This is a genomic window from Paenibacillus sp. FSL F4-0125, assembly GCF_038008565.1.
Taxonomy (GTDB): Bacteria; Bacillota; Bacilli; order Paenibacillales; family Paenibacillaceae; genus Paenibacillus_AQ.
Genome location: NZ_JBBOZJ010000001.1, coordinates 2,680,139 through 2,702,612 on the forward strand (window position 1 = coordinate 2,680,139; position 22,474 = coordinate 2,702,612).

Annotated in this window: 22 protein-coding genes and 1 pseudogene; 16 read left to right on the top strand and 7 right to left on the bottom strand. The window is 44.1% G+C overall.

The features are described 5' to 3' along the window. Positions 1 to 9: 9 nt before the first annotated feature. The 4 genes from NST74_RS11485 (at position 10) to NST74_RS11500 (ending at position 3,391) form a co-directional block, all read left to right on the top strand. Complete coding sequence (locus tag NST74_RS11485) at positions 10 to 966, top strand: hypothetical protein (RefSeq protein WP_341112134.1); 957 nt, start codon at positions 10 to 12, stop codon at positions 964 to 966. A 244-nt stretch (positions 967 to 1,210) separates the two neighbouring features. After that, positions 1,211 to 2,029, top strand: a complete 819-nt coding sequence (locus NST74_RS11490; RefSeq protein ID WP_341112135.1) for a sensor histidine kinase — start codon at positions 1,211 to 1,213, stop codon at positions 2,027 to 2,029. Beyond that, positions 2,026 to 2,691 (top strand): response regulator transcription factor, encoded by a 666-nt coding sequence (locus tag NST74_RS11495; protein WP_341112136.1) that lies wholly within the window; start codon positions 2,026 to 2,028, stop codon positions 2,689 to 2,691. The genes NST74_RS11490 and NST74_RS11495 overlap by 4 nt, the downstream gene beginning before the upstream one ends. A gap of 52 nt (positions 2,692 to 2,743) precedes the next feature. Next, positions 2,744 to 3,391, top strand: coding sequence for a YcnI family copper-binding membrane protein (locus tag NST74_RS11500; protein WP_341112137.1), 648 nt, complete (start codon positions 2,744 to 2,746; stop codon positions 3,389 to 3,391). A gap of 217 nt (positions 3,392 to 3,608) precedes the next feature. On the opposite strand, the gene NST74_RS11505 is transcribed toward NST74_RS11500, so the two are convergent. From NST74_RS11505 to NST74_RS11515, 3 genes are read right to left on the bottom strand one after another with little or no spacing between them, the layout of a single operon-like run. After that, the gene (locus NST74_RS11505; RefSeq protein WP_341112139.1) at positions 3,609 to 5,564 is read right to left on the bottom strand and encodes a CotH kinase family protein; all 1,956 of its coding nucleotides are present in this window, start codon (positions 5,562 to 5,564) and stop codon (positions 3,609 to 3,611) included. Positions 5,565 to 5,593: 29 nt separating this feature from the next. After that, positions 5,594 to 6,322, bottom strand: a complete 729-nt coding sequence (locus tag NST74_RS11510) for a DUF4956 domain-containing protein (protein WP_341112141.1) — start codon at positions 6,320 to 6,322, stop codon at positions 5,594 to 5,596. Between the two features lie 2 nt (positions 6,323 to 6,324). Next, positions 6,325 to 7,038, bottom strand: coding sequence for a polyphosphate polymerase domain-containing protein (locus NST74_RS11515; protein WP_341112142.1), 714 nt, complete (start codon positions 7,036 to 7,038; stop codon positions 6,325 to 6,327). Between the two features lie 219 nt (positions 7,039 to 7,257). On the opposite strand from NST74_RS11515, the gene NST74_RS11520 reads away from it, so the two are divergent. From NST74_RS11520 to NST74_RS29970, 3 genes and pseudogenes are all read left to right on the top strand, one after another. Continuing rightward, the gene (locus NST74_RS11520) at positions 7,258 to 8,499 is read left to right on the top strand and encodes a purple acid phosphatase family protein (RefSeq protein ID WP_341112143.1); all 1,242 of its coding nucleotides are present in this window, start codon (positions 7,258 to 7,260) and stop codon (positions 8,497 to 8,499) included. A gap of 387 nt (positions 8,500 to 8,886) precedes the next feature. Then, a pseudogene (locus NST74_RS11525) lies at positions 8,887 to 11,721 on the top strand (X2-like carbohydrate binding domain-containing protein); the annotation flags it as partial. Positions 11,722 to 11,772: 51 nt separating this feature from the next. Next, positions 11,773 to 12,507: a X2-like carbohydrate binding domain-containing protein gene (locus NST74_RS29970; RefSeq protein ID WP_445668186.1), complete on the top strand. Its 735-nt coding sequence runs from the start codon at positions 11,773 to 11,775 to the stop codon at positions 12,505 to 12,507. Positions 12,508 to 12,594: 87 nt separating this feature from the next. On the opposite strand, the gene NST74_RS29975 is transcribed toward NST74_RS29970, so the two are convergent. Together NST74_RS29975 and NST74_RS11530 are read right to left on the bottom strand one after the other, a co-directional pair. After that, complete coding sequence (locus NST74_RS29975; protein WP_445668187.1) at positions 12,595 to 12,783, bottom strand: zinc-binding dehydrogenase; 189 nt, start codon at positions 12,781 to 12,783, stop codon at positions 12,595 to 12,597. Continuing rightward, the gene (locus NST74_RS11530; protein WP_341112144.1) at positions 12,780 to 13,520 is read right to left on the bottom strand and encodes an SDR family NAD(P)-dependent oxidoreductase; all 741 of its coding nucleotides are present in this window, start codon (positions 13,518 to 13,520) and stop codon (positions 12,780 to 12,782) included. Before NST74_RS11530 ends, NST74_RS29975 begins: the two co-directional genes overlap by 4 nt. 129 nt (positions 13,521 to 13,649) lie before the next feature. Here NST74_RS11530 and NST74_RS11535 point away from each other — a divergent pair, with 129 nt between their 5' ends. Beyond that, the gene (locus NST74_RS11535) at positions 13,650 to 14,543 is read left to right on the top strand and encodes a LysR family transcriptional regulator (protein ID WP_341112145.1); all 894 of its coding nucleotides are present in this window, start codon (positions 13,650 to 13,652) and stop codon (positions 14,541 to 14,543) included. Between the two features lie 115 nt (positions 14,544 to 14,658). Here NST74_RS11535 and NST74_RS11540 read toward each other — a convergent pair whose 3' ends face one another. Continuing rightward, complete coding sequence (locus tag NST74_RS11540; RefSeq protein ID WP_341112146.1) at positions 14,659 to 14,823, bottom strand: hypothetical protein; 165 nt, start codon at positions 14,821 to 14,823, stop codon at positions 14,659 to 14,661. A gap of 111 nt (positions 14,824 to 14,934) precedes the next feature. Here NST74_RS11540 and NST74_RS11545 point away from each other — a divergent pair, with 111 nt between their 5' ends. Then, a complete protein-coding gene (locus NST74_RS11545) occupies positions 14,935 to 15,639 on the top strand; it encodes an SAM-dependent methyltransferase (protein WP_341112147.1) in 705 nt (234 codons plus the stop codon). A gap of 104 nt (positions 15,640 to 15,743) precedes the next feature. Here NST74_RS11545 and NST74_RS11550 read toward each other — a convergent pair whose 3' ends face one another. After that, positions 15,744 to 16,958 (bottom strand): MFS transporter, encoded by a 1,215-nt coding sequence (locus NST74_RS11550; RefSeq protein ID WP_341112148.1) that lies wholly within the window; start codon positions 16,956 to 16,958, stop codon positions 15,744 to 15,746. A gap of 174 nt (positions 16,959 to 17,132) precedes the next feature. Between NST74_RS11550 and NST74_RS11555 the strand changes: the two genes are divergently transcribed. From NST74_RS11555 to NST74_RS11585, 7 genes are all read left to right on the top strand, one after another. Then, positions 17,133 to 17,579 carry a GyrI-like domain-containing protein gene (locus NST74_RS11555; RefSeq protein ID WP_341112149.1) on the top strand — a complete coding sequence of 149 codons (447 nt, stop codon included), beginning with the start codon at positions 17,133 to 17,135 and terminating at the stop codon, positions 17,577 to 17,579. Further along, positions 17,576 to 18,538: a phosphotransferase enzyme family protein gene (locus NST74_RS11560; protein ID WP_341112150.1), complete on the top strand. Its 963-nt coding sequence runs from the start codon at positions 17,576 to 17,578 to the stop codon at positions 18,536 to 18,538. Before NST74_RS11555 ends, NST74_RS11560 begins: the two co-directional genes overlap by 4 nt. Positions 18,539 to 18,598: 60 nt before the next feature. Next, complete coding sequence (locus NST74_RS11565) at positions 18,599 to 19,084, top strand: DUF3888 domain-containing protein (RefSeq protein ID WP_341112152.1); 486 nt, start codon at positions 18,599 to 18,601, stop codon at positions 19,082 to 19,084. Between the two features lie 323 nt (positions 19,085 to 19,407). Then, positions 19,408 to 19,677, top strand: coding sequence for a hypothetical protein (locus NST74_RS11570; RefSeq protein ID WP_341112154.1), 270 nt, complete (start codon positions 19,408 to 19,410; stop codon positions 19,675 to 19,677). Then, positions 19,678 to 20,820, top strand: coding sequence for a DNA polymerase III subunit beta (dnaN, locus tag NST74_RS11575; protein ID WP_341112155.1), 1,143 nt, complete (start codon positions 19,678 to 19,680; stop codon positions 20,818 to 20,820). It begins immediately after the preceding gene. Positions 20,821 to 20,954: 134 nt separating this feature from the next. Further along, positions 20,955 to 21,839 (top strand): EFR1 family ferrodoxin, encoded by an 885-nt coding sequence (locus tag NST74_RS11580; RefSeq protein ID WP_341112157.1) that lies wholly within the window; start codon positions 20,955 to 20,957, stop codon positions 21,837 to 21,839. Beyond that, positions 21,840 to 22,466, top strand: a complete 627-nt coding sequence (locus NST74_RS11585; RefSeq protein ID WP_341112159.1) for a hypothetical protein — start codon at positions 21,840 to 21,842, stop codon at positions 22,464 to 22,466. Positions 22,467 to 22,474: the final 8 nt, after the last annotated feature.

Genomic DNA, 22,474 nt, shown 5'->3' on the forward strand with positions numbered 1-22,474 from the left:
GGAATAAGAATGAATAAGCTCATAGTAAGTTTCTTTATTGTTCTTATGTTGGTGGGTTGTTCTAGCAACAGCTCTTTGACCGGTGATGGGGATCCTGCTGAGTCTGCACCTGAACAAAGTACGGAAACTGTACTGCCTTCTCCAACTCTTCCTCCAAGCGCAGAGCCATTACCGACTCCAAGCAAGCAGAAGACTGATGCTTATCTAGATACTGAGAAGCTGAAGACGAGTTTTGGCTTTGCGGATGCAGAGGGGCGGAATATTCTAGTCACCGGGCATGAACAAGGGCTGGATCAGGAAATGGCACAATTAAATGAAGCCATTGGTGATCAGGGTAAAGTGTTAAAAGTGAAATTTAACAAGTGGCAGGATGGAACAGCGGATAGCAATGGCCGGGAGATGGCGCATAATTTTGTGAATCTGGCGGGTTATCTTTTTACGGTGGAAGAAGCAAGTGCGACCCCGGATGAAACCTATTATTTGACGGATCAAGCAGACTTTAAGGTTGATGCGCTTTTGCCTATTGAATCTATGAAGGGCCAACAAGCTTCCACTGTAGAAGTAAGTGTTCGGCAGCGTATTGTAGATACGAAAAACCGTGAAATTCAGAACATATGGCAGCTTGCAGAGCTGTCTACAGATCGGCAGTTGTATCTTGTTCAATTCGTGAGGCTGGATCAGGATATGTTATTTAGTCTCGTCTGGAAAGAAAAAGATGAATTTACCTTCATGGACTATCCTGCGGTGATTCAAGGGGATGAATATTCAGTCTGGCGGGTGGATGATGGCGGAGAGGTTATGCCTGAAATGTTCTCCATTCTTTTTGCTGCCGAAACCTTAAATGGTCCTCTTCTTGGATTGAATTGGTGGGGATCAGAGGGAGTAAATACTTTTTTTCTGAAAAAAGAAGGAGATTTGTTTAAGGAAATGGACATCCAATATGGACGTTATACTTCTCCAATATAGGTAGGGCTTCACTTAAAAGTAGAAATGATTGGGTGCATCGTGAGATGTATCTTTTTTTTGCTACAATATAAGAAAGCTTGCTTATGATAATATAAATGACAGCATTCACCTTTTAAAATACTTAAATTTGTAACATTAACAGCTCTATATAGCCCGATCGAGTCATGCAGCTGGGATGAGACGGTGATAATGTTAAGCATAAGATGTGCGGGAGGGGACGGCAACGTATAAACGAATAAAGTACATGATCCTGTTACTGCCAACGTTTATGGTAGGAATCTGGGAAGTCGTACGCCATCAGTTTCTAATGCCTTATATTTCAATGGATTTAGGGAACTATTTGACACCGGTTCTCGTGTTTTTAGTCAGTCTTGTATTACTCGTCCCATTGTTCTCTCTTATGGAGAGGAATCAGCGGGAGTTGGAGCAGGAACGTGCACTTAAGGAAGCAATGAAGGCCCGGGAAGGTCTAGCCAAGGAATTGCATGACGGGATGGCGCAATCTTTATTCCTTTTATCTGTCAAAATCGACCGTCTAGAAGCAAACCGCAAGAACGGTGAAGTCAGTGAGGAAAGTGTGAATCAGATTAAAAAGACGGTCCATGAGGTGAACCGTTATGTGCGGCAAGCCATCGCTAATCTGAAGATTCCGGTCTCTGAGCAGAGTTCTTTTTCATTGGAACAGTCGGTAAAAGACCAGCTAGCCCAGATGGCTAATGAGATTATGATCGAAGCCTCGCTCGATTGGAGCCTGGAAGATGATGCGCTCTCCCCTTCGGAAAAATCAGAATTGTTATCCTGTATCCGTGAAGCGATCATTAATGTTCGTAAGCATACACGAGCCGGGCTGGTTTCAATTACTGGCTCTGGCGATGAGAAGAGCTGGAGAGTAGTTGTTGTAGACAACGGAGAAGGATTTCGCCATGATCCATTTGAAGGGAGTGGCAGCTACGGACTTCAGATCATGAAGGAGCGTGTCGAGGGGATGGGATGGAAGCTTAGGCTGATATCTGGTGACACAGGCACCCAGGTTGAAATTACGAAGGGGGATCTCAGTCCATGAGCCGATACCGGGTTTTAGTTGTAGATGATCATGCGCATGCACGTGAAGCGATGTGTGAGATTTTGTCCATGGATGATAGTTTTGAGGTTATTGGTGTGGTGGAGAGTGGTGCTGAGGCGATCGCTTTCACAGCGCAATGGATGCCTGATCTCATTCTAATCGACATTCAGATGCCGGTGATGGACGGGCTAGAGACGACTCGCCGGATCAAGCAGGAATATCCTTATGTCAAAATCGTTATCGTTACGGTATCGGACGAGATTTCCCATCTCCTTGAAGCGCTGAAGCAAGGAGCACAGGGGTATTTGCTAAAGAATCTGGCACCTTCCACCTGGATTCAATATTTGCAGGCTATTGTTAATGAAGAAGCACCGCTTAGTCGGGAGCTGGCTTTTCAAATCTTGAAGGAGTTCACCGTGCCTTCTGTAACAGATGAAGGGGAGTCGTTGACGGCAAGAGAGAAAGAAATTTTAAGCTGTGTATCTTCTGGATCCAAGAACAAGGAGATTGCCGTGAGCTTGGGGATTTCGGAGCATACCGTAAAAAATCATCTGAAGAACATCCTCCAAAAGCTACAACTCCAAAATCGAACACAGCTGACGCGTTATGCCTTGGAGCAAGGGCTTGCTTCGCGTAAACGGGATTTTCCCAAGGAGAAATAGTGGTTTGTTAAATGACGAAATTTATAGGATTACTTATGAGAAGGGGCTAACTATGAACAGATTATCTCGCAAAATAATGACTTTATTCGCACCAGCTGCCGCCACGCTATTGATGTTTGCAGCCGTAGCTAGTGCGCACGTAACTGTGGCACCAGCACAATCCAGTACCGGAGCATGGGAGACGTACACGCTTAAGGTTCCTTCGGAAAAAGATGTGGCAACTGTACAAGTTGATCTGCGCGTTCCAGCAGGTGCAGAGTTTAAACAATATGAGGCTACACCCGGATGGGATGTTACCATTGAAGGGAATAAGGTTAGCTGGATAGCTAATGGTGAGGGCATTCAGAAGGGGCAATTCCAACGCTTTTATTTTACGGCCAAGAACCCTGATGCCGCTGGCGACATTGCATGGGATGCTTATCAGCACTATGCCGATGGAAGCTTGGTGCAATGGTCCGGCGAGGCCGGAACAGAGAATCCACATTCTGTGACCTCAATTGTGCAAGCCGCAGCAGGGGATGAACATTCTCACGGTGCTAGTGCCGTAGGAGATTCCATGAGTATGGAAGAGCACAACGCTATCATGAAAGATGAAGAGAAGTCAAACAGTGTCAACCCAATGGTCTATATCGCAGTCGGGATATCATTACTAGCTTTTTTAATAGCGGCCATTAGTATATTACGTGGGCGGAAAGAGTAAGAAATAGTTGTATTCCGAGATCAGTGTTGGAGATTTTGATAAGAAAAAAGTTTGAGATGAAAACCGAGAACAGTTCCGAGCGAGATATGGAGCTGTTCTCAGTAGTTTGTATGTGTAGATTTGGCAATATGATCTTTAAGACATGAAAGAAGCCACCGTCAATTAACGCCGGTGGCTTCTTTCATGTCTTTTTTGTTGAGAATAATTTCTTGCTTTTCTATAACCGTTTGCGTTTATAGAAGGTTACAAAGATTGCGGTTAGTAGCAGAAGCAGGATTGCGACCCCAGTAGTGATGGCTTCACTCGTGCTGCCTTTTTGCTGCATGGCACCACCGCCACCAAAGTCGCCTCCACCCATACCACCAGGCATGCCGCCACCAAAGCCGCCACCGCCAGGAAAGTTTCCGCCTTCAGGGATAGTTGGACCACCCATGGCACCAGGCTCACCGCCTGCGCCTCCATTAAATCCGCCTTGAGCAGCTTGCCCCTCAGTGTTGTCTTGCCCACCTTGAACGGCCTGCCCGTTGGCGTTGGTCTGTCCACCTTGAGCAGCCTGCCCGTTAGTGTTGGTCTGATCACCCTGAGGCGCTTGACCGCCAGCTGCTGCTGCTTGCGCGTTACTGCCAGGACCTGCACCGGCATCAGGAATAGCGGGTCCGCCCATGGCGCCGGGCTCACCGCCTGCACCCTGAGGCGCCTGCCCATCAGTAGCCGCTTGCCCGCTTACGGCGTTCGGCGCAGTAGCCCCATCAACAGTGGTTGTGTTCTCGGTCCCCGTGCCAGCCACTTGCCCGTTACTCGCGGCGTTCGCGCCTTGCCCAGCACCAGTGGCACCTGCAGCTGCACCATTTCTAGCGCCACCGCCAAAGCCGCCACCCATACCACTTCCCGATCCGTCACCGGAGGAAGGGATGGTGCCATCGAGCTGCTGCTGGATTTTTTTCGCCATATTCGACATGAAGGTCTTAACAGATTTAATCCCTTCTTCATATTGCTCGAAGGTGTAGAAAGCTGAAGGATCCGCTTTGACATAGCTGGAAATCATCATGTCCAGCTGGTCCATCCGAGTTTGGAACGTGTCGTCCGCTAGATAACCATTAATCATCTCGCTGACAATCTCGTGATATTTCGCTTTATATTCGTCATTAGCCAGCAGCTTGGCAATCAGTGGCCGTTCTGCCAGTGTGCCTTGAGTAGGCTCATCAATCAGTACATCTGCGCTGCCCAAGCCGCCAAAAGCCATATTATAATCCCACGGCAGGATCGAGAAGACCCCATCGTCTTCATATAAGTAATAATTTTGCTTATTACCACCTAGATAACTGTCCATATTAGCTGTTACCGCATTTAGAGCGATATACTTCAGCGATTCCTCTACGTCGATGTATTTTTCATAATCGGTGCCGTTATTAAGCTCATTCAGCATATCGATCAGAATATCATCGTTGGATTTATCCGACTTCATTACCAGTCCAGTATAGAGAGATGGATCATCACCAAGCCAAGTCAAGTCACTGCCTTGACCAGTCATTACTCCTTTATAAAGTGCACCGTAAGAGTTCCCAAAGTTACGTTCCAGATAAGCGTCGCTGATCTGTTCCACCGCGAGGTAGAAGCCCTTCAGTTCATCGTTGACGTACACATTGACGAAGGAGTATTTCGGCGTAGGGAGTCCGACACTCTCAGCGAGCTCATAGGTTAGGAATTCACGCATATAAGAAGCATCGCTGTAATTGTTATTCAGGTTGATCTTAGTGATGCCGAATAAATTCTGGTTTACATATTCATCAAAAGAGATTTTGAAGCTGTAGCGATCAGAATCTGTCATCTGTACTACACTTCTGAGGCTAAGATTTCCTTTGGTTCGAACGGCTACGTTATCGAATTTGATCCCGTTATACTCTACAGAAGCCATTTTGTATTCTTCAGCACTGGCATTGTCCAGCATGTCCTGAAAATCGTCCGGGTCCAGGGTGATTTTGACATCCACGACCTTATCTTTAGGAAATACCTGCTCGTCTAGATTTTTTTCATCGCTCGAAATAACCTTCTCCTGATTATCAGATGTTGACTCGTTTGTTGCAGATGGACTTGCGTTCTGGCATCCAGCTACAGCGATGACCAGCAGCAGGCAACAAAGACTCAGCATGATAGACTTACCTCTTGCTTTCATCTGGGGCACCGCCTTTCATCATATTGTGTTTAGGATACATAATCGCCGCTATAGCTGATTAGAAGTGCATTTTTGACACCCTTAAGGTTGGAAACTGTGTTGACAAAGCCACCTACTTTATCATCCAGACGAAGCTCCAGTGTCAATTCGATATTGTTTGCAGATACTGTTTTTTGCTTCACATTATAGCGTTTTACTGACTTGGTGATATGGTTGTGTACTTCGCGTTCACTTTCATCACCATCACAGTTAATGACTAGCAAGTATGGAGTTTCGATAGAAGAATGTTTGATGAACAGGAACAGAATTAGACCGATGATGATTGAACCAACAATTGCTAAAGTGAAGAAGCCTGCTCCGGTTACGATGCCTGCGACTGCTGCCCAGAACAAAAAGATCAAATCAGTTGGATCTTTAATAGGCGTTCTGAAACGAACGATAGACAATGCACCGACCATACCGAGGGACAGCACAAGGTTAGAGTTGATCGCGATAATAACAGTGGCAGTAATCATGGTCATGCCCATGAGCGAGACGTTGAAGCTTTTGGAATATAACACTCCGCTAAAAACACGTTTGTAGAGAAGATAGATGAAATATCCGATTAGGAAAGCTACCCCTAAGGTGATGAGCATCTTCGAGATGCTTATGTCGGATACAAAGTTGTCGATCACCGAGCTTTTAATAATATCTGTAAAAGTATTTGTGGTTGTATCTGTTGTTGCGGTTGCTGCTAGCGTTGCTAGTGATGTATTCATAATCAATAATCCTCCCAAGTGTTGGTTTTTAAGAATTTGCGGCAGATTACATATTTTGAAGCGGACTGTCTGTTCAGCCCTTCTAACTGCAGCGCAATTTTAATGTACTCCGGAATGTACTCATCGAATTTCACTTCAAAAATAATGAAGTTCTCATCAATCGCTCGAATCGGATGTAAATCCTTATCAAAAATATCCGTTGAATGCAGACCGGTACGTAATTCCTTATCGAACGTAATCCGCACGTTACCGTTGTGACAAACATAAGGCTCGCGAACGTAATCCACGATGACCTTTGGCCGCAGTAGGTTGTGACGCATCTGATTGTATAGTTCCATGAACAGCGGACTGTCCGGGACATTCAGGACCTCATAGTTGCCTGCCATGATCTCGTCGTACATTTGACGGGTCAGCAGCTCTTTGGTTTTGGCGATATAATCATCCATTTTGATTTTTTTCTCAAAGTGAATAATGTTGTCTTGAATGTTGTAGATGCGAATACGATATTTGGCGCGTTCTCTGAGACCACCGAGTTTGTCGGCAAGCGCCGAGTTGTTGATGTCGTCAAAATATAAACTGCGAATATGATATTCCCCACTCTCATTGGCGTGCTCGTCTGTATCAATCAAGCTCTGCAATCGCTGGCGCAATATAAGATATTGATGATAGTTAATGAAGAATTTCAGCTCATGCCGGAATTGAAGTTTGTTACTCATTTTCCCACCTCGTTTCTATCTCTTTCTCTGACGTTGGTTGACCTTCTTGCACAACTAATTCTAGGAGACAGACCTTATGCTTAACTTAAAATAGACTGAATGTTAGCTGAATGTTTTACACTGCGTTAACAAAAGTATGGAGGTATAGATTTGACTTCTGACTTTCTGGAAGGCTATCTTAGTTAGAAGACTAGAGAGAGAAATGAAGGAGGAGCCGTGATGAAAGACTATAAATTCGCCATTATCCTAGGGCTAGTAGTGATTGTATTGATCTTGGTGGCTGTTGGGATGGAGTGGTCCAAATCCGGGAGCTCCGCAAAATCATCAACCCCGTATGATCTTGTTACCACCTTTAAAGGAGATGCTGGAACGAGACGTGCTTTCACTTGGTATACTAACGATTCCAATACTTCAGGAGTTCTGGAGTTGGTCAAGGGACGGAGTTCTTCTTTTGCAAATTCGGATGTATTAAGGGTAGAAGCAGATAGTAGCTCAATAAAAACAGACAATGGTACAAGAGGTGTTCATAAAGCGGAGGTTACGGGACTTGAGCCTGGGACGATGTATTCTTACAGAGTGGGTAGCGGTGTTGAGGGGGAATGGAGTACAGTTTCCGAATTCACCACGGAAGAGAGAGGACTAGACAGTGCTACATTTATCAACGTTACGGATTCCCAAGGGGAAAGTGCGAATGATTTTAAACTGTGGGGGAAGACATTGAGCAAAGCTTTTCAGACCTTTCCAGAGGCCAAGTTTATTGTTCATAATGGTGACTTGACGGAGAACCCGGAGGATTCGGCGGGCTGGGATCAATTTTTTGGGGACGTGCAAAGCTTGATTTCTGGGATACCCTTAATGCCTGTTACAGGAAATCATGATGAGGTGGATGGAGATGCGACAGACTTTACTTCCCATTTCAACCTGCCTGATAACGGGGCAAAGGGTTCTATTGCAGGCACTTCTTATTCTTTCGATTATGGTCCTGTGCATGTATCTGTATTGAATACGGAGAGTAATTTAAAAAAGCAAGCCGAGTGGCTGAAGCAAGATTTAAAGGGCACGGATAAGGAATGGAAGATCGTTGCGATGCACCGTCCGGCATACGGGGGGAATTCATATAAGAAGGTTGAAGATTGGACGGATATTTTTGACGTGTATGAGGTTGATTTGGTACTGCAGGGTCATAATCATGAGTACTCCAGATCCTACCCGTTACGGGCTGGAAAAATCATTCCTGAAGGTGAGAATCCGGTAGGTGCTAAAAAAGGTACGGTATATGTTGTAACCAATGCTTCTGGTGGAAAGTTTAATGAGAAAAAAGAAGATCAGTTCTATCATGCAGTACATTTTCAAAACTACAAGCAAATGTTCGCGGGGATTAGTGTTGCCGGTAATACTTTGACCTATCAGGCTTATGATGTGGATGGGAAGATGTTGGATGAATTTGTGCTCACGCATTAAGCAATAGCAGCTTTCTTCGCCCTTAGGGTGGAGAAGGCTTTTTTGAGATTCTTTTGATTTGAGGAGCTATTCCTAAGTTGGTTTTGAGAGCAAACGTGAGTGGGAAGATGGCTGTGTTTGTGAAATGTAATCTGTAGTGTGAAAATGGTACGATTTTTAAAGACAAACTTCATAAAAATACAACCATTTTCTCTCGATAATGAAAAACATTACCATTATAATGAAAGCGTTATCAGTAAATTTTAATTAGTCATGTTTAGGGGGGAGGGAAGAAGCAGGGATACAGAGTAGGAGGAAAGCAAAAGCAAACCAATAAAATTGTAGGAGGCGTAAAACGTGATTCGTAATCGTATCCGAAAAACTGGATTGTTAATCCTGCTTGGCGCGATGGTAGGCTCTTTATTCTCTGCATTCCCAGCTACTACTCATGCGGCCGCAAGTGAACCTTACAATTGGAAGAGCGTTGTAACGGGAGCAGGCGGTGGCTTTGTACCCGGTATTATTTTTAATCAGTCCGAACCCAATTTAATCTATGCCAGAACAGATATCGGGGGTGCCTATCGCTGGAATCAGGCTACATCTAGCTGGACTTCAATTAGTGACTCCGTGGGCTGGGTCGATTGGAATAAAAATGGTGTAGATGCCCTTGCTACAGATCCTATTGATCCGAACAAAGTGTATATGGCAACAGGTACTTATACTAACTCCTGGGATAATAACGGTCAGATTATGCGCTCTAATGACCGGGGTAACACTTGGCAAACCACTCCACTGCCTTTTAAAGTAGGTGGGAATATGCCGGGCCGATCTGCGGGTGAACGCCTTGTGATCGACCCGAATAAGAATAATATTTTATTCTTCGGAGCAAGAAGTGGTAATGGGCTCTGGAAAAGTACCGACTCCGGTGTTACTTGGACGAAGGTAACCTCCTTTACGAATGTAGGAACATATATTCAGAATCCGACATTGGATTATGGAAATGATCTCGTCGGCTTATCCTGGATTACATTCGATAAAAGTACAGGAACGCTTGGCAATGCGACTCAAACGATATATGTAGGGGTTGCCGATACAGCAAGCAGCGTATATAGGAGCACTGACGGAGGCGCGACTTGGACAGCTCTGGCTGGACAACCTACAGGATACTTGCCACATCATGGCGTGCTTTCCTCTACAGGTGATCTGTATATAACTTATAGCAATGGTGTAGGTCCTTATGACGGAAGTAAAGGTGAAGTTTGGAAATTCAATAAAACAAGCGGTGCATGGACGAACATCAGCCCTTCAACCGGAACGGATAATTGGTTTGGCTTCGGTGGTTTGGCGGTGGATGCTCAGAATCCTAACACAGTGATGGTATCCAGTTTAAACGCTTGGTGGCCTGATGAAGTAATTTTCCGCAGTACGAACGGTGGTGCAACATGGAGCCGAATTTGGGATTGGGGTAATTATCCAGAACGAACTTATAAGTTCAGTATGGATATCACAGCAGCACCTTGGCTCGATCATGGAACGACTTCGACCTCTCTTGATCCATCACCAAAACTGGGCTGGATGATGGGCGACCTGGAAATTGATCCTTTCGACTCTAACCGGATGATGTATGGTACGGGTGCCACCATTTATGGCTCAAACAATTTGACCTCATGGGATACCGGAGGTAAGGTAAATATCTCTGTTATGGCAAAAGGTGTGGAGGAAACTGCAGTATTAGGCCTGATAAGCCCGCCAACTGGAACGTCCCATTTGATCACTGCGCTTGGTGACGTATCCGGTTTCCGGCATGAGGATTTGTCGGTTGCTCCAACTAAATTCCAGACCAGTCCTTCATGGGCAACAACGATGAGTATTGATTATGCTGAGCTGAGTCCCTCCTACATGGTTCGGGTAGGCAGTGCGGATAAAGAAAAATCCCCAAGCATGAAGTCTATCGGTATCTCTAATGATGGTGGAGTGAACTGGTACATGCCAAATTCCGAACCTTCCAATGGAACCAAAACAACGGTGGGGCATGGACAAGTAGCTGTATCTGCGAGTGGTAACTCCATTCTGTGGAGCACCTCGGATATTGGTGTGTACTACTCCAAAACTTCAGGTAATTCTTGGACAGCAAGCGCCGGTTTACCTGCTGGAGCAAAAGTAGCATCTGATCGAGTGAATGCAAACAAATTCTACGGATTCTTTGCTGGAGTCTTCTATGTTAGTGTGGATGGCGGAGCTACATTTACGGCCACTTCAGCTTCAGGGTTCCCAACCAATGATGTGGCTGGATTACAGCCGAATGAAGCTCAGATCAGCATGAAGGCAGTACCAGGCATTGAAGGCGACATCTGGTTTGCTGGAGGAAACACGACAGAGAATAAATATGGTCTGTGGCACTCCACGAACTCTGGTGCAAGCTTTACGAAATTAACAAATGTACAAGAAGCTGATCTGATCGGTTATGGAAAGGCTGCGCCGGGTCAAACTTACATGGCGCTGTACACGGTAGCGAAGATTGATGGCGTGCGGGGTGTCTTCCGTTCTGATGATGTTGGCACAACATGGGTTCGTATTAATGACGATGCCCACCAATATGCCAAAATCAATATGGCGATTACTGGTGACCCAAGAATTTATGGACGTGTGTATCTAGGAACGAATGGCCGAGGTACCTTGTATGCAGATCCTGTGAATGCACCCGTTACAGGATCAACCATTACGCCGACAACAGCAAGCTTTGATAAGAAAACAGCAAATCAAGCAGACGTTGCAGTAACCCTCACGCTTAATGGAAATACACTGAGCGTGATCAAGAACGGAACAGCAACATTGGTTGCTGGGACAGATTACACGGTCAGCGGATCGACTGTGACGATTAAGAAGTCTTATCTAGCTACACAAGCGGTTGGAACAACCACGCTGACGTTCAGCTTTAGCGCGGGAGCTACGCAATCCTTAACGATTACGGTATCGGATACAACAACACCCGTATCCAACTCCACAATAACGCCGACAGCAGCAAGCTTTGATAAGAAAACAGCAAATCAAGCAGACGTTGCAGTAACCCTCACGCTTAATGGAAATACACTGAGCGCGATCAAGAACGGAACAGCAACATTGGTTGCTGGGACAGATTACACGGTCAGCGGATCGACTGTGACGATTAAGAAGTCTTATCTAGCTACACAAGCGGTTGGAACAACCACGCTGACGTTCAGCTTTAGCGCGGGAGATACGCAATCCTTAACGATTGCGGTATCGGATACAACAACACCCGTATCCAACTCCACAATAACGCCGACAACAGCAAGCTTCGATAAGAAAACAGCGAATCAAGCAGACGTTGCAGTAACGCTGACGTTGAACGGAAATACGCTGAGCACGATCAAAAATGGAACAGCCAATCTCGTAGCGGGAACAGATTATGTGATCAGCGGATCGACTGTAACGATTAAAAAGTCGTATCTGGCAACGCAAGCAGTAGGGACGACCACATTGACTTTTGAGTTTAGTGCAGGGGCCACACAATCCATGGTTGTCACCATTTCAGATACGACTGTAGCTCCGTCAGCAGCACTAAAGGTACAGATGTATAACGGATCATTGTCTGCTTCCGGAAATACGTTGAATCCAAAGTTCAAGCTGGTGAACACGAGCACAAGCGCAGTTACGCTCTCTGATGTGAAATTAAGATACTATTACACAATTGATGAAGAAAAGCCGCAAAGCTTCTTCTGTGATTGGTCGCAGGTCGGAAGCGAGAATGTAACCGGAACGTTTATGAAGCTGCCAACCGCTAAGTCGGATGCGGATTATTATTTGGAGGTCGGATTCACAAGTGCAGCGGATACACTTGCTGCTGGTGCAAGTATCGATATTCAGGTGCGTGTGTCTAAAAATGACTGGACGAATTACACTCAAACCGGTGATTACTCCTTTAATGCGGTGGATACCAATTATGTGGAGTGGACCAAAGCGCCAGCTTACGTCTCAGGAAATCTGATTTGGGGTAGTGAACCTAACTAATCTATCTTTTAAATCATTTGAGCAAAGACCGAACAAGTTATTCCTTGTTCGGTCTTTGCGTTTCATTGAACCTTGAACATGCATTAATTAGTTCTCCAAATAAAGTAACACCTTGCCAGTGCTGTTTCTATTTTCAACGAATTGATGTACTAAGGATGCTTCGCTTAAAGGGAATCTTGCACTAATTTTAATGTCTAGCTGTCCATTTTCTAACAAACGGAAGATTTGAACGGCTGTGTCTTTTAAAATTTCAGGAATTTCTTTTCTTATAGTTATAACGTTTGACCACTATCTACCGTGATGATCTGTCCGGTCATTGCTTCCTGTTCCAGTGTTGCGCAGACGAATTGAGCGATATCCTCAGTGGATGAAATACGCCGGAGCAGTAAATTAGGCGCTAATTTATGCATTTGTTCTTCTCGACCAGACCACCATCTGGTAGCAACAGCTCCCGGAGCGACACAGTTAACTCTAATATTAGGAGCCAGGGCGTGGGCTAAAGATTTCGTAAGACCATGAACAGCAGCTTTGGAGACCGCATAAGGAAGGGAAGAGCCTAAGCCGGTTTGTCCGGCGATACTGCCGAGATTGACGATGGCGCCTGACGTACTTTTGTTCATATACGGCGCCACTGCTCTGGCGCAGAAGAACATGCCTTTCACATTTACATCATAGAGTTCATCCCATACCTCTTCCGTAGCTTTTTCCAGATCACCTAGCGCAATATGTTTAGTAATACTGGCGTTATTCACCAGCAGATCTACCGTACCAAAATGCTGAATGATCAAATCGACCATACTCCGTACTTCCTGATCCTTAGAAATATCAGCTTGTACTGCTATGGCTTGCCCCCCTTGATTAACAATCATATTCACCGTTTCTTTGGCCTCTACCTCGGATTTAGAATAGTTCACTGCCACACGGGCTCCGCGTCGGGCTAATTCCAAGCCTACAGCCTTGCCAATTCCAGTACCTCCACCAGTTACTAATGCTACTTTATTGTTAAGATCCATCTCATTCACTCCTTAGGTTGGCATATGTGTTTGATATAGAGTATTCTATAGTGATTATTGGATTCCGTATAATTGAATTAAATGAAGGTTTGGTTCAATTTATTTGAACTGAATGGCGGGGGTACTAGAATGGATCTAAAAACAATAAAAACCTTTCAAACCATCGTGATTTCAGGAAGCTTTAACCGTGCAGCAGAAGAATTGAAATATGCCCAATCGACTGTTACGATGCAAATGCAGAGGCTTGAATCCGATTTAGGCTGTCAACTGCTTGAGCGTGGAAAACAAATTAGCTTAACCGATGCGGGTAGATTGTTTTATGAACAGAGCTTACATATTGTTAAGGATATGGAGCGGCTACAGAGTCAGTTGGCTGATTTAAAAATAGGCGAGGCTGGCAACGTCCGCATAGGGGTAACGGATCCTACGGCGAGCTATCGGTTGCCGCAGCTGTTAAGTAGTTTTATGACGCGGTTTCCGAAAATAAAAGTTTCCGTGGAGATTGCGGGAACCGGAGCGCTCAGTGAACTACTTTTGCGAGGCGAAATTGATATGGCAGTTTGTTCCGGACCAGAGCTGGGTAAGGAACTTTATTTTGAACCCTTATTTGCAGAGGAATTTGTGTTACTTATGCCAGAAGCGCATCCCCTTGCTTCCAAGGAGATTATCACGCCAGAGGATTTACGGGATCATCGATTACTTATAACGGCAGTGAACTGTCCTTATCGCAAAAAATTAGAAAGTGTGCTGCAGGAATCAGGTGGAGCACCATTAGATACTATGGAGATTGGTAGCATGACGGCTCTGAAATATTTTGTGGAAAGTGGTTTAGGTGTCGCTCTTGTCCCTGAAATTGTGCTGAAACCGGCACCTGCAGGAACGGTGGTGCGGAAGCTGGAGGGAAGGGTGATTGATATGACCTGCGGTATCCTGTGTAAACTTTCGGATTATCCGCACAAGCTTGCGAGCTCCAGATTGTATCATTTTTTAAAGCAGGAATTAACCTCGACAAGGATATTTTGAATTTTAAACGAATTGTATGTATTAGGAAAAAATAGAAAGGGCGGTGCTTGATGTTTTTAAGGAGAAAATTCAGTTTCTGGTTTTCGATTATTAGTATCATCATCTGTCTGTGCGATTATTTGGGGATCGAGATCGCAAACATCATTCTTGTACGACTTAATCCCATTGTAGATACGCTGATTTTTACGAAGCCCTTTGCAAACTGGATGGTTGATGTTAATAATACAGAATGGGCTGCCAGCAGTATATTAATTAGCGTCAGATTTCCCACGTATCTCATTCATTTTGGAACGTTCCTAATTTTAGGACTTCTTATAGATTATCTTATTCATATATTTAAACAGAAGTAAAAAGTGAGCCTATTAGCCGAGATGAGGAAAGGTGAGATGAGATGAGCGGAGCAGAGGGAAAGCTTGAGTTGGAGAGGATTGTTTTTATAGGAAGGACCTTTGAGGAATATTTGCAGATGTTCAATTTGAAAGAGGCGGATCTTGTGGGCGGGCGGATTTTGGACTGTCCTGCGGGTGCCTGCTCTTTTACAGCGATATCGAATCAGCTCGGGAGTGAGGTAACGGCTGCTGATATTGCTTATTATTACTCTACGGATGAGCTTGCAAACAAAGGTATTCAAGATATCGAGCATGCTATGTCTGAACTGGAAAAGGTACAAGGTAACTTTGTGTGGGACTACTTCGAGTCTATAGCGGATCTTACACAAGCGAGGAATAGGGCTTTGAACGATAACATCAATGATCGGAGACAAACACCGGAGCGATATGTTCCTGTGGTTTTACCTGATCTGCCGTTTAATGATGAGGCTTTTGATCTGACGTTGTCTGCACACTTCCTGTTTATGTATAGTGATCGGCTGGACTATGATTTTCATCTAAGGACCGTTAATGAACTTATGCGGGTGACGAGGGGAGAGCTTCGTATTTTCCCTCTAGTTGATCTGTCTTGCAAAAGATATGAGCATTTAGATCGCCTTATCGTTGAGATGGTTCACCAAGGTTTCGCTGTGGAGGAGATGGAGGTTCCTTATGAATTTCAAAAAGGGGCAAATCAGATGCTAAGCATTAGAAGAATGATGCCATAAGATAATAGATAGCTATAGTTTGTTAAAATAAAAACGAGGGCATCCCTAAGCCGTTTTCATCGCTTGGGAGACACCCTCGTTTTTAAATATGCCCTATAAAAAAATTACGCCATTTTCTCTTTACGTTCTGCTACAAAACAAGCAATACCAAGTACCAGACCGAGTCCTACCAGAACCGCACCGACCCATGGCAGCGAAGTAATCGCCAGATGAGAAATGACCCATCCACCAATGAAGGCACCTGTTGCGTTTCCGAGATTCCCTGCGGAGTGGCTGGTTGTAGAAGCAAGTGCAGGAGCGGCTTGGGCCAGACTCATGATTCGTATTTGTAATCCTGGCATGACCGCGAAGGACACCATACCCCAGAAGAATATTGTGATTACCGCAGCTACTGGACTATGCATTGTGAAGGAAAAGATCGTAAGAATGACACTAACCGCGAAATAAAGACCCACGATAGAAGGCATCAGCTTCCAATCTGCAAGCTTTCCGCCAACGATATTCCCGATGGTTACACCACAGCCGAAGAGAACTAGAATCCATGTCACACTATGCTCGGCAAAGCCGGTAACCTCCATAAGCAGTGGAGCTATATAAGTGAATACCGTGAACAAACTGGCGTTACCAAGTGCACCGATCAGTAAGAATAGAAGCAATTTAGGATTAGCTAGCGCAGAAATTTGTTGGATTACACTAGCAGGTTTGTCTTGTTTAATCTTTGGAATGAAAATAAGAATGCCGATTAGCGCAGCGACTCCCATGACTGCAATCGCAGCAAATGAGGCGCGCCAGCCCATACTTTGCCCAATAAATGTTCCTAGAGGAACACCGACGATATTAGCAATCGTTAGACCAGCCATCATAATGGATACGGCTCCGGCCCGCCTATTGGGCTTGACCAGATTAGAAGCGATCACTGCCCCAACGCCAAAGAAAGTCCCATGTGTTAAAGCTGTAATGATACGAGCTACCATAAGAACAGCATAGTTTGGAGCAAATACAGAGATTCCGTTGCCTAGAATAAATAATACCATGAGCAGGCATAACAGTTTCTTTTGCGGGATTCGTTGTGTAAGGATGGTTAGGATAGGCGCACCGACGGCTACCCCAAGGGCATACATCGTGATAAGCTGGCCTGCAGTTGAAATACTAACCTGTAAATCCTTGGCTACATTTGGTAAAATACCCATGATGACAAATTCAGTCATTCCAATCGCAAAAGCGCCTACCGTAAGCGAAAGAATAGAGATGGGGAAAGGTTCTTTGCGTGTTTTTTCCACACGGGCTGGTTCCTTGTTGAGGTTTGGAATTGCGTTCATGGTGCCGATGTTCAACCTTTCTTCTGTCTGTAATGAAGCTCCACCCTTATTAAGATGATAGATCCGACATGTAGTACTGCTTTATATTATTTAGTTTTCTGAAAATATTTTCAAGAGAAATATTTATTTCAAATATTTTTCATTTTAAATCATCATTGAAGGGATGGATTATTCATGCTGGTTGAAGGCCAAGTCCGAGTATTCGAATTACCGGAAATGAAGCTGGTAGGTTTAAGTATTACTTCTTCTTTTGTAGGACACGATCCGGAAAGAGTAGAGGCGATGAAGCAAGAATTTAATAGAAGAAAAGATGAAATCAGCCATATCATTCACGCTGAACGTTATCTTAGCCCACATTTTTCTACCGAAAATTTATTTACTTATATGATCTGTATGGAAGTGGAGGAGCTCACAAATGTTCCTGAGGGCATGCTTGGTTTTGCGATCCCGGCTCATCAGTATGCTCATGTAAAATCCAAAGGTGATCCCTATGAGGTTCTTCATAATTATGTGAGGAATAATGATTTGCAGAGTAATGATCGTGCTTTGGCTATAGAAATCTACCAGTTTGCTAATCCTACGTGGCCTGATGAGGTTGATGTGTACATTCCATTGCGATGAGAAATAATTATAAGCAAGCAGCTTTAATGGCGCTCCAGCACTTTGATCTCGATTGGACGCAGATTCGTTTCAATCAACGATCGGACACTTGCACTTTTGTAATAGAGACTAATAAAGAGGGAACTTTCTTGCTGCGTCTTCACTCGGGGAGGTCAAAAGAGGAAATTAACTCTGAAATCGCATGGCTGGAGCTTTTGAAGTGCAAAATGGATGTACCTCTGCCAAAAGGCGTTCATGATCGCACAGGATCTGTCACGTTCAAAGTGGAGCAAGGTAATGGGGATGGCGTATATGCATCGTTAATGCGCTGGGTTGAAGGTGAACATGCGAATGAAGGACTTAATGAAGAACAAATTTATAAAGAAGGTGTATTATTAGCGAAGCTACATAAAGCGGCGCAAGAGCTTGAGTTACCCCCAGGCTTTAATCGTCCTGTTTGGGATGAACATAGTTTTAGAAAAGCAATGCTCCGTTTAAAACTGCACTACCATAGTTTTCTTACAGAGGATGAGTTCGTGCTGTATCATTCTGCGGCTGAGAAATTATACGTCTGGTTAAGCAAGCAGCATAAATATAAGAACAGAAGGACTTATGGGGTCATCCATGGTGATTTACATCAAGGGAATATCATCTTTAAAGAGGGGGAACCTCGACCGATTGATTTTGGAAGATGTGGCTGGGGATATTATCTTTATGACGTGGCACACACCATACTAGGACTGTATCCCTTACAAAGAGAGCTGGTCATTAAGGGCTACGAGAGCATTGGTAAGCTTGATGGGGAGTGGTTGCAGACTTTAGAGCATTTTACGGTCATGGTCATGATCGAGAATTATTGCCATCACGCACCCGACCCTAGAGAAACCGAGGGACTGAAAGAAGAACAACCGTATGCACTGGCGATTCTAAGGAATTATCTGAAGGGAGATCCCATTCTTTTTAATACAATTGAGATTTAACGTATAAAAATAGGGCCTCTTTGGGGAATTTATATAAAGTTCCCTAAGGAGGCTGTTTTGATGAAAAAAAGCTGGATTGCTCCTCTTCTTATCGCAGTTTTGCTCTTGCTGGGGCAACCACCTTGCTCCGCTAATGGGTTGGTTCAATCGCAAGCCGAGGCTCCGTCCAGATCTGATTTGGGACCGAAGCTTCCAGATCAGGATTCGCGCGAACTCATGTTTCAAGACATGTTAATGACATTCCTATCACCCTATATTGACAAAAAAATCGCTGAAATTTATGCGCCACTTTTGAGAGAATCGCCAATGGTTTATCCTTACTTTGTGGATGTGACTGAGGTGAAGCGGATCAATGGTTTTCGTGGGTTTGATTTCTTGATTACACTTAACGTATATCCTACAGTAGGTCCACATATTTCAGTTGGAGAAGATACCATGACTTTTAGAATTTCTTCTGGCCCTAAGGTAAAGCTTGAATCGTTCAGGCATCTAAAAGACCCCAATAAGTCAGACTTCCCGCCAAATTATCAGAATATCTTAAGATAGTGCGGTTGCAAGGTAAGATATTATTTTCATGAGTAGGGAGTTCTGGGATAAAGATGATCGGAGCTGTAGGGAAGGGAGTCTTTGGGAGATGGTGAGTGAGAGGAAATAAGTGCTTAGTCGCTTTTAGTTGCAGAGAATACACTTACATCGCTCTGGCAGCACAATGTATAAATATAGATGTATAAAGTGCAATTCACACACTCCGATCTTGGGGTGTTTTTTTGTGTTTCGAATGATGGTGGAATAATGGCGATTATGATATTATGAAAATAGCAGATATATTGATTTAGGTTACTAAAATCAAAAAAAGAAGGTGCGAGGGAATGAGTGATCATAAATTCGAAGATGAGGAAAAAGTCAAAGTAGGTATAGCTACAAAAGACGGGCAATTAGGGTTTCTTTTTACAAGGGGAGGTCTTCGGGAAGGAGCAGGCAGAAAAAGCACCGGCATAACTAAAAAGGTATCTTTGACGTTATCTGAGGACGTTTGGCAGGAGATAGAGCAGGCTTGTGAGGAACAGAACGCATCTCGCTCCCAAGTATTTCGGAACATTATTGAGGCGCATTTTGTAAAGGAATCTAAGGAGAGTTAGGTGAAGTCTTTGCTAATCCATGTATCAAAAGATTCTCTTAGTACCGCATTACAGGCAGTATCAAAAGCCATATCCACGAATAGCTCCTCACGTGTTCTATCTGGAATACTTATTCAGGCGCAAACTCAGGGGCTGATAATAACAGCGAGCAATATAAGAATGACCATTGAATATAAGCTCCCTGTGAAGAGGGATTTGGTGGTTGTACACAACACAGGTGAGATCGTAGTTCCCGCGCGTTATTTTTATGAAATCATTCGTAAGCTTGATCCTGGACTTATTAGGCTGAAAATCGCAGAGTCATTGATGCTAAACATTCAATCTGGGAACACTCAATTTCGTTTATGTGGAATGGATGCGGCAGAGTTTCCGAGAATCCAATACATAGATCATCCAAACATTCAAAGGATAAGTATGAATAACACTCTCTTGAAGCAAATATTTAAAAGAGTGGTTTTTGCGGTCTCTTCATCGGAAACCAGACCTGTGCTCACAGGAGTATCCCTTCAAATTGATAGGCGAAATATTCGTGTAGTTGCCACTGATGGCATCCGTCTCGCCCAGCATGTTGTTGAAAGCGTAGAAGATTACGGTGCAATTCCTTTGGATGTTGTAATTCCGGGCAGCACCCTTGAGGATCTTTTAAAAATATTAAACGATGATGCAGGCAGCAGCACCGAATTAGAAATAGGGTCCAAGCAAATCAGATTTATTTCTAATGGATTGAGGGTTCAGTCTGCCCTTCTAGAAGGAACCTATCCCTCTGTCAATAATTTAATCCCGAAAGCGTACCTTTCCGAAGTGATTGTTAAGACAGAACGTTTGTTGCATGTGGTTGAGCGTATTTCTATATTGGCTGGTGAGAGTGTTATGCTGAGCGTACTTCCTTCTCACATGCTAAGTTTAGTGTCCAAGACTGCAGAAATTGGGGATGTAAAGGAAGAGATTCCTTTAGAGTATCTAGAAGGTGATCATTTTCGAGCAGCATTTAACGGAAAGTATTTCCGGGACATCCTTCGGGCGATTGATAGTGAGACGCTTAGAATCAGGTTCGCGGGCAAAGAAAGGCCGCTGGTGATCCTGCCTGTAGACGCATCTTCGTCCACACTTTTTTTAATTACTCCTGTGAGGACGCGCGATTGAGGATATGATTATGCACAATAATTGAGTAGATTTGGGTGAATAGCTGCAACTGAGTCCGAATTAGCCTAAACCCACTTCAACTTCACAGCTTTCTTTGCTGGGGATGAGGTATATTTGCTCTGGGAGGGGATGGCATGCATACTGCGAGGACGGCTATATTTTATTTCTCAGGTACTGGTAATACAGAAATTATTGCCAAAAAGTTTGCTGAAGCCTTAAGAAGTAGCGGACAGAGCGTAGATATATTCAGAATGGAGGAAGTTCTGAAAGGCACTCGTTCTGTCGAATACAAAACCTATGACCTTATTGGTATAGGTCATCCGGTCCTAGGTTTTGGCGCATCCGGATTTGTTGAACGTTTTGTAGAACAGCTACCTGATGGTAATGGAACGCCGGCTTTTGTATTTAAGACAGCCTCTTCTCCACATTATATTAATAACGGTGCTTCGAATACTGTACTTCGTTATTTACGTAAGAAGGGATTTACACCTTTCCACAATTCCATTTTGGCGATGCCATGCAATTTTTATATAAAATATGATGATAGATTGAATAAGCAGTTATATCAGGTCGCTCAGCGTAAGGTGAAGTTATTTGCAGAGGAAATCATGAATCGGATTCCACGGAACCTGCGGATTCATCCTGTGTTAGAGAGAGTTCTGAGAACAGTATATTATTGTGAGGAACATCAAGGGGGGAAATACTTCGCCAAAGGATTGCGAACAACAGACTCTTGCACACGATGTTTGAAATGCGTTAGAAGCTGTCCAACTTCTAATATTAGCAATAGCGCAGATGGGATTATATTCGGTCAAAATTGCTTATTATGTATGCGTTGTGTTTATTCTTGTCCTCAGAAGGCGATCCAAGCGACACGGCTTAAGGCCAGCGTTGTAGATCCCTATACTGGAGGTTCAAAACTTCATAATCTAATGAAGGATTCTGAGAATGATGGACGGTTTATAACTCCAAAGTCCAAGGGTTATTACAAGCATTTTATTAAATACTTGGAGGATTGAATGATGAATCTGTTTAAGATAGGATCGAAACCGCTGGGGATAGAGCTGATGGCTGCATTTTTGGAGGATAATTATGTGAGTATCGGCTACCCGGGAATAGGGGATTTGGAGAACATCAGTATAGAGGAGCTGCGTGAACGGTTGCTTCGTACTTATCAATACAGTGAGCTGGAGCTTACAGAACATTTGCAAGCCATTCACCTGTTCGTAAATACAATGCAGGATGGCGATTATGTGCTGGTGTGTGATGGAGACTGGGTACATCTAGGTGATCTTGGCGATTATTTTTACAACGAATTATATGATACGCCAGACAATGGCACATGCCATCGAAGAGGTGTAACTTGGCTGAATAGTCTTCCGATAATCGACTTAAACGCAGAAGTGAAAGAGTTTCTTAGCGATAGTGGATTAGCTGAGCAGTATAAGGGGCCAATGCCTAGCGCTCGTGTGGATCTGTGGATTAAAGGTTCTTATGCTTCAGAGCAAGCGGTGAATCATCAAGTGCTTGTGGATGAAGAGACACTCTCTATTGCGCTCGGTATTTTGAAGAAAGCTCTAGTCAGTAAGGATGTCGAACGACGGGAACGAGCAGCGATTGCAATTCTTCAGTATGCTAAGCAGTGAAGAAAGGT

Coding starts and splice junctions, on each gene's coding strand:
- NST74_RS11580 (WP_341112157.1), top strand. CDS start 20,955: ATGCATACTGCGAGGACGGCTATATTTTATTTCTCAGGTACTGGTAAT.
- NST74_RS11540 (WP_341112146.1), bottom strand. CDS start 14,823: ATGAGATACGTGGGAAATCTGACGCTAATTAATATACTGCTGGCAGCC.
- NST74_RS11570 (WP_341112154.1), top strand. CDS start 19,408: ATGAGTGATCATAAATTCGAAGATGAGGAAAAAGTCAAAGTAGGTATA.
- NST74_RS11500 (WP_341112137.1), top strand. CDS start 2,744: ATGAACAGATTATCTCGCAAAATAATGACTTTATTCGCACCAGCTGCC.
- NST74_RS11545 (WP_341112147.1), top strand. CDS start 14,935: ATGAGCGGAGCAGAGGGAAAGCTTGAGTTGGAGAGGATTGTTTTTATA.
- NST74_RS11495 (WP_341112136.1), top strand. CDS start 2,026: ATGAGCCGATACCGGGTTTTAGTTGTAGATGATCATGCGCATGCACGT.
- NST74_RS11505 (WP_341112139.1), bottom strand. CDS start 5,564: ATGAAAGCAAGAGGTAAGTCTATCATGCTGAGTCTTTGTTGCCTGCTG.
- NST74_RS11565 (WP_341112152.1), top strand. CDS start 18,599: ATGAAAAAAAGCTGGATTGCTCCTCTTCTTATCGCAGTTTTGCTCTTG.
- NST74_RS11485 (WP_341112134.1), top strand. CDS start 10: ATGAATAAGCTCATAGTAAGTTTCTTTATTGTTCTTATGTTGGTGGGT.
- NST74_RS11535 (WP_341112145.1), top strand. CDS start 13,650: ATGGATCTAAAAACAATAAAAACCTTTCAAACCATCGTGATTTCAGGA.
- NST74_RS11585 (WP_341112159.1), top strand. CDS start 21,840: ATGATGAATCTGTTTAAGATAGGATCGAAACCGCTGGGGATAGAGCTG.
- NST74_RS11490 (WP_341112135.1), top strand. CDS start 1,211: ATGATCCTGTTACTGCCAACGTTTATGGTAGGAATCTGGGAAGTCGTA.
- NST74_RS11520 (WP_341112143.1), top strand. CDS start 7,258: ATGAAAGACTATAAATTCGCCATTATCCTAGGGCTAGTAGTGATTGTA.
- NST74_RS11515 (WP_341112142.1), bottom strand. CDS start 7,038: ATGAGTAACAAACTTCAATTCCGGCATGAGCTGAAATTCTTCATTAAC.
- NST74_RS11555 (WP_341112149.1), top strand. CDS start 17,133: ATGCTGGTTGAAGGCCAAGTCCGAGTATTCGAATTACCGGAAATGAAG.
- NST74_RS11550 (WP_341112148.1), bottom strand. CDS start 16,958: ATGAACGCAATTCCAAACCTCAACAAGGAACCAGCCCGTGTGGAAAAA.
- NST74_RS11510 (WP_341112141.1), bottom strand. CDS start 6,322: ATGAATACATCACTAGCAACGCTAGCAGCAACCGCAACAACAGATACA.
- NST74_RS11560 (WP_341112150.1), top strand. CDS start 17,576: ATGAGAAATAATTATAAGCAAGCAGCTTTAATGGCGCTCCAGCACTTT.
- NST74_RS11530 (WP_341112144.1), bottom strand. CDS start 13,520: ATGGATCTTAACAATAAAGTAGCATTAGTAACTGGTGGAGGTACTGGA.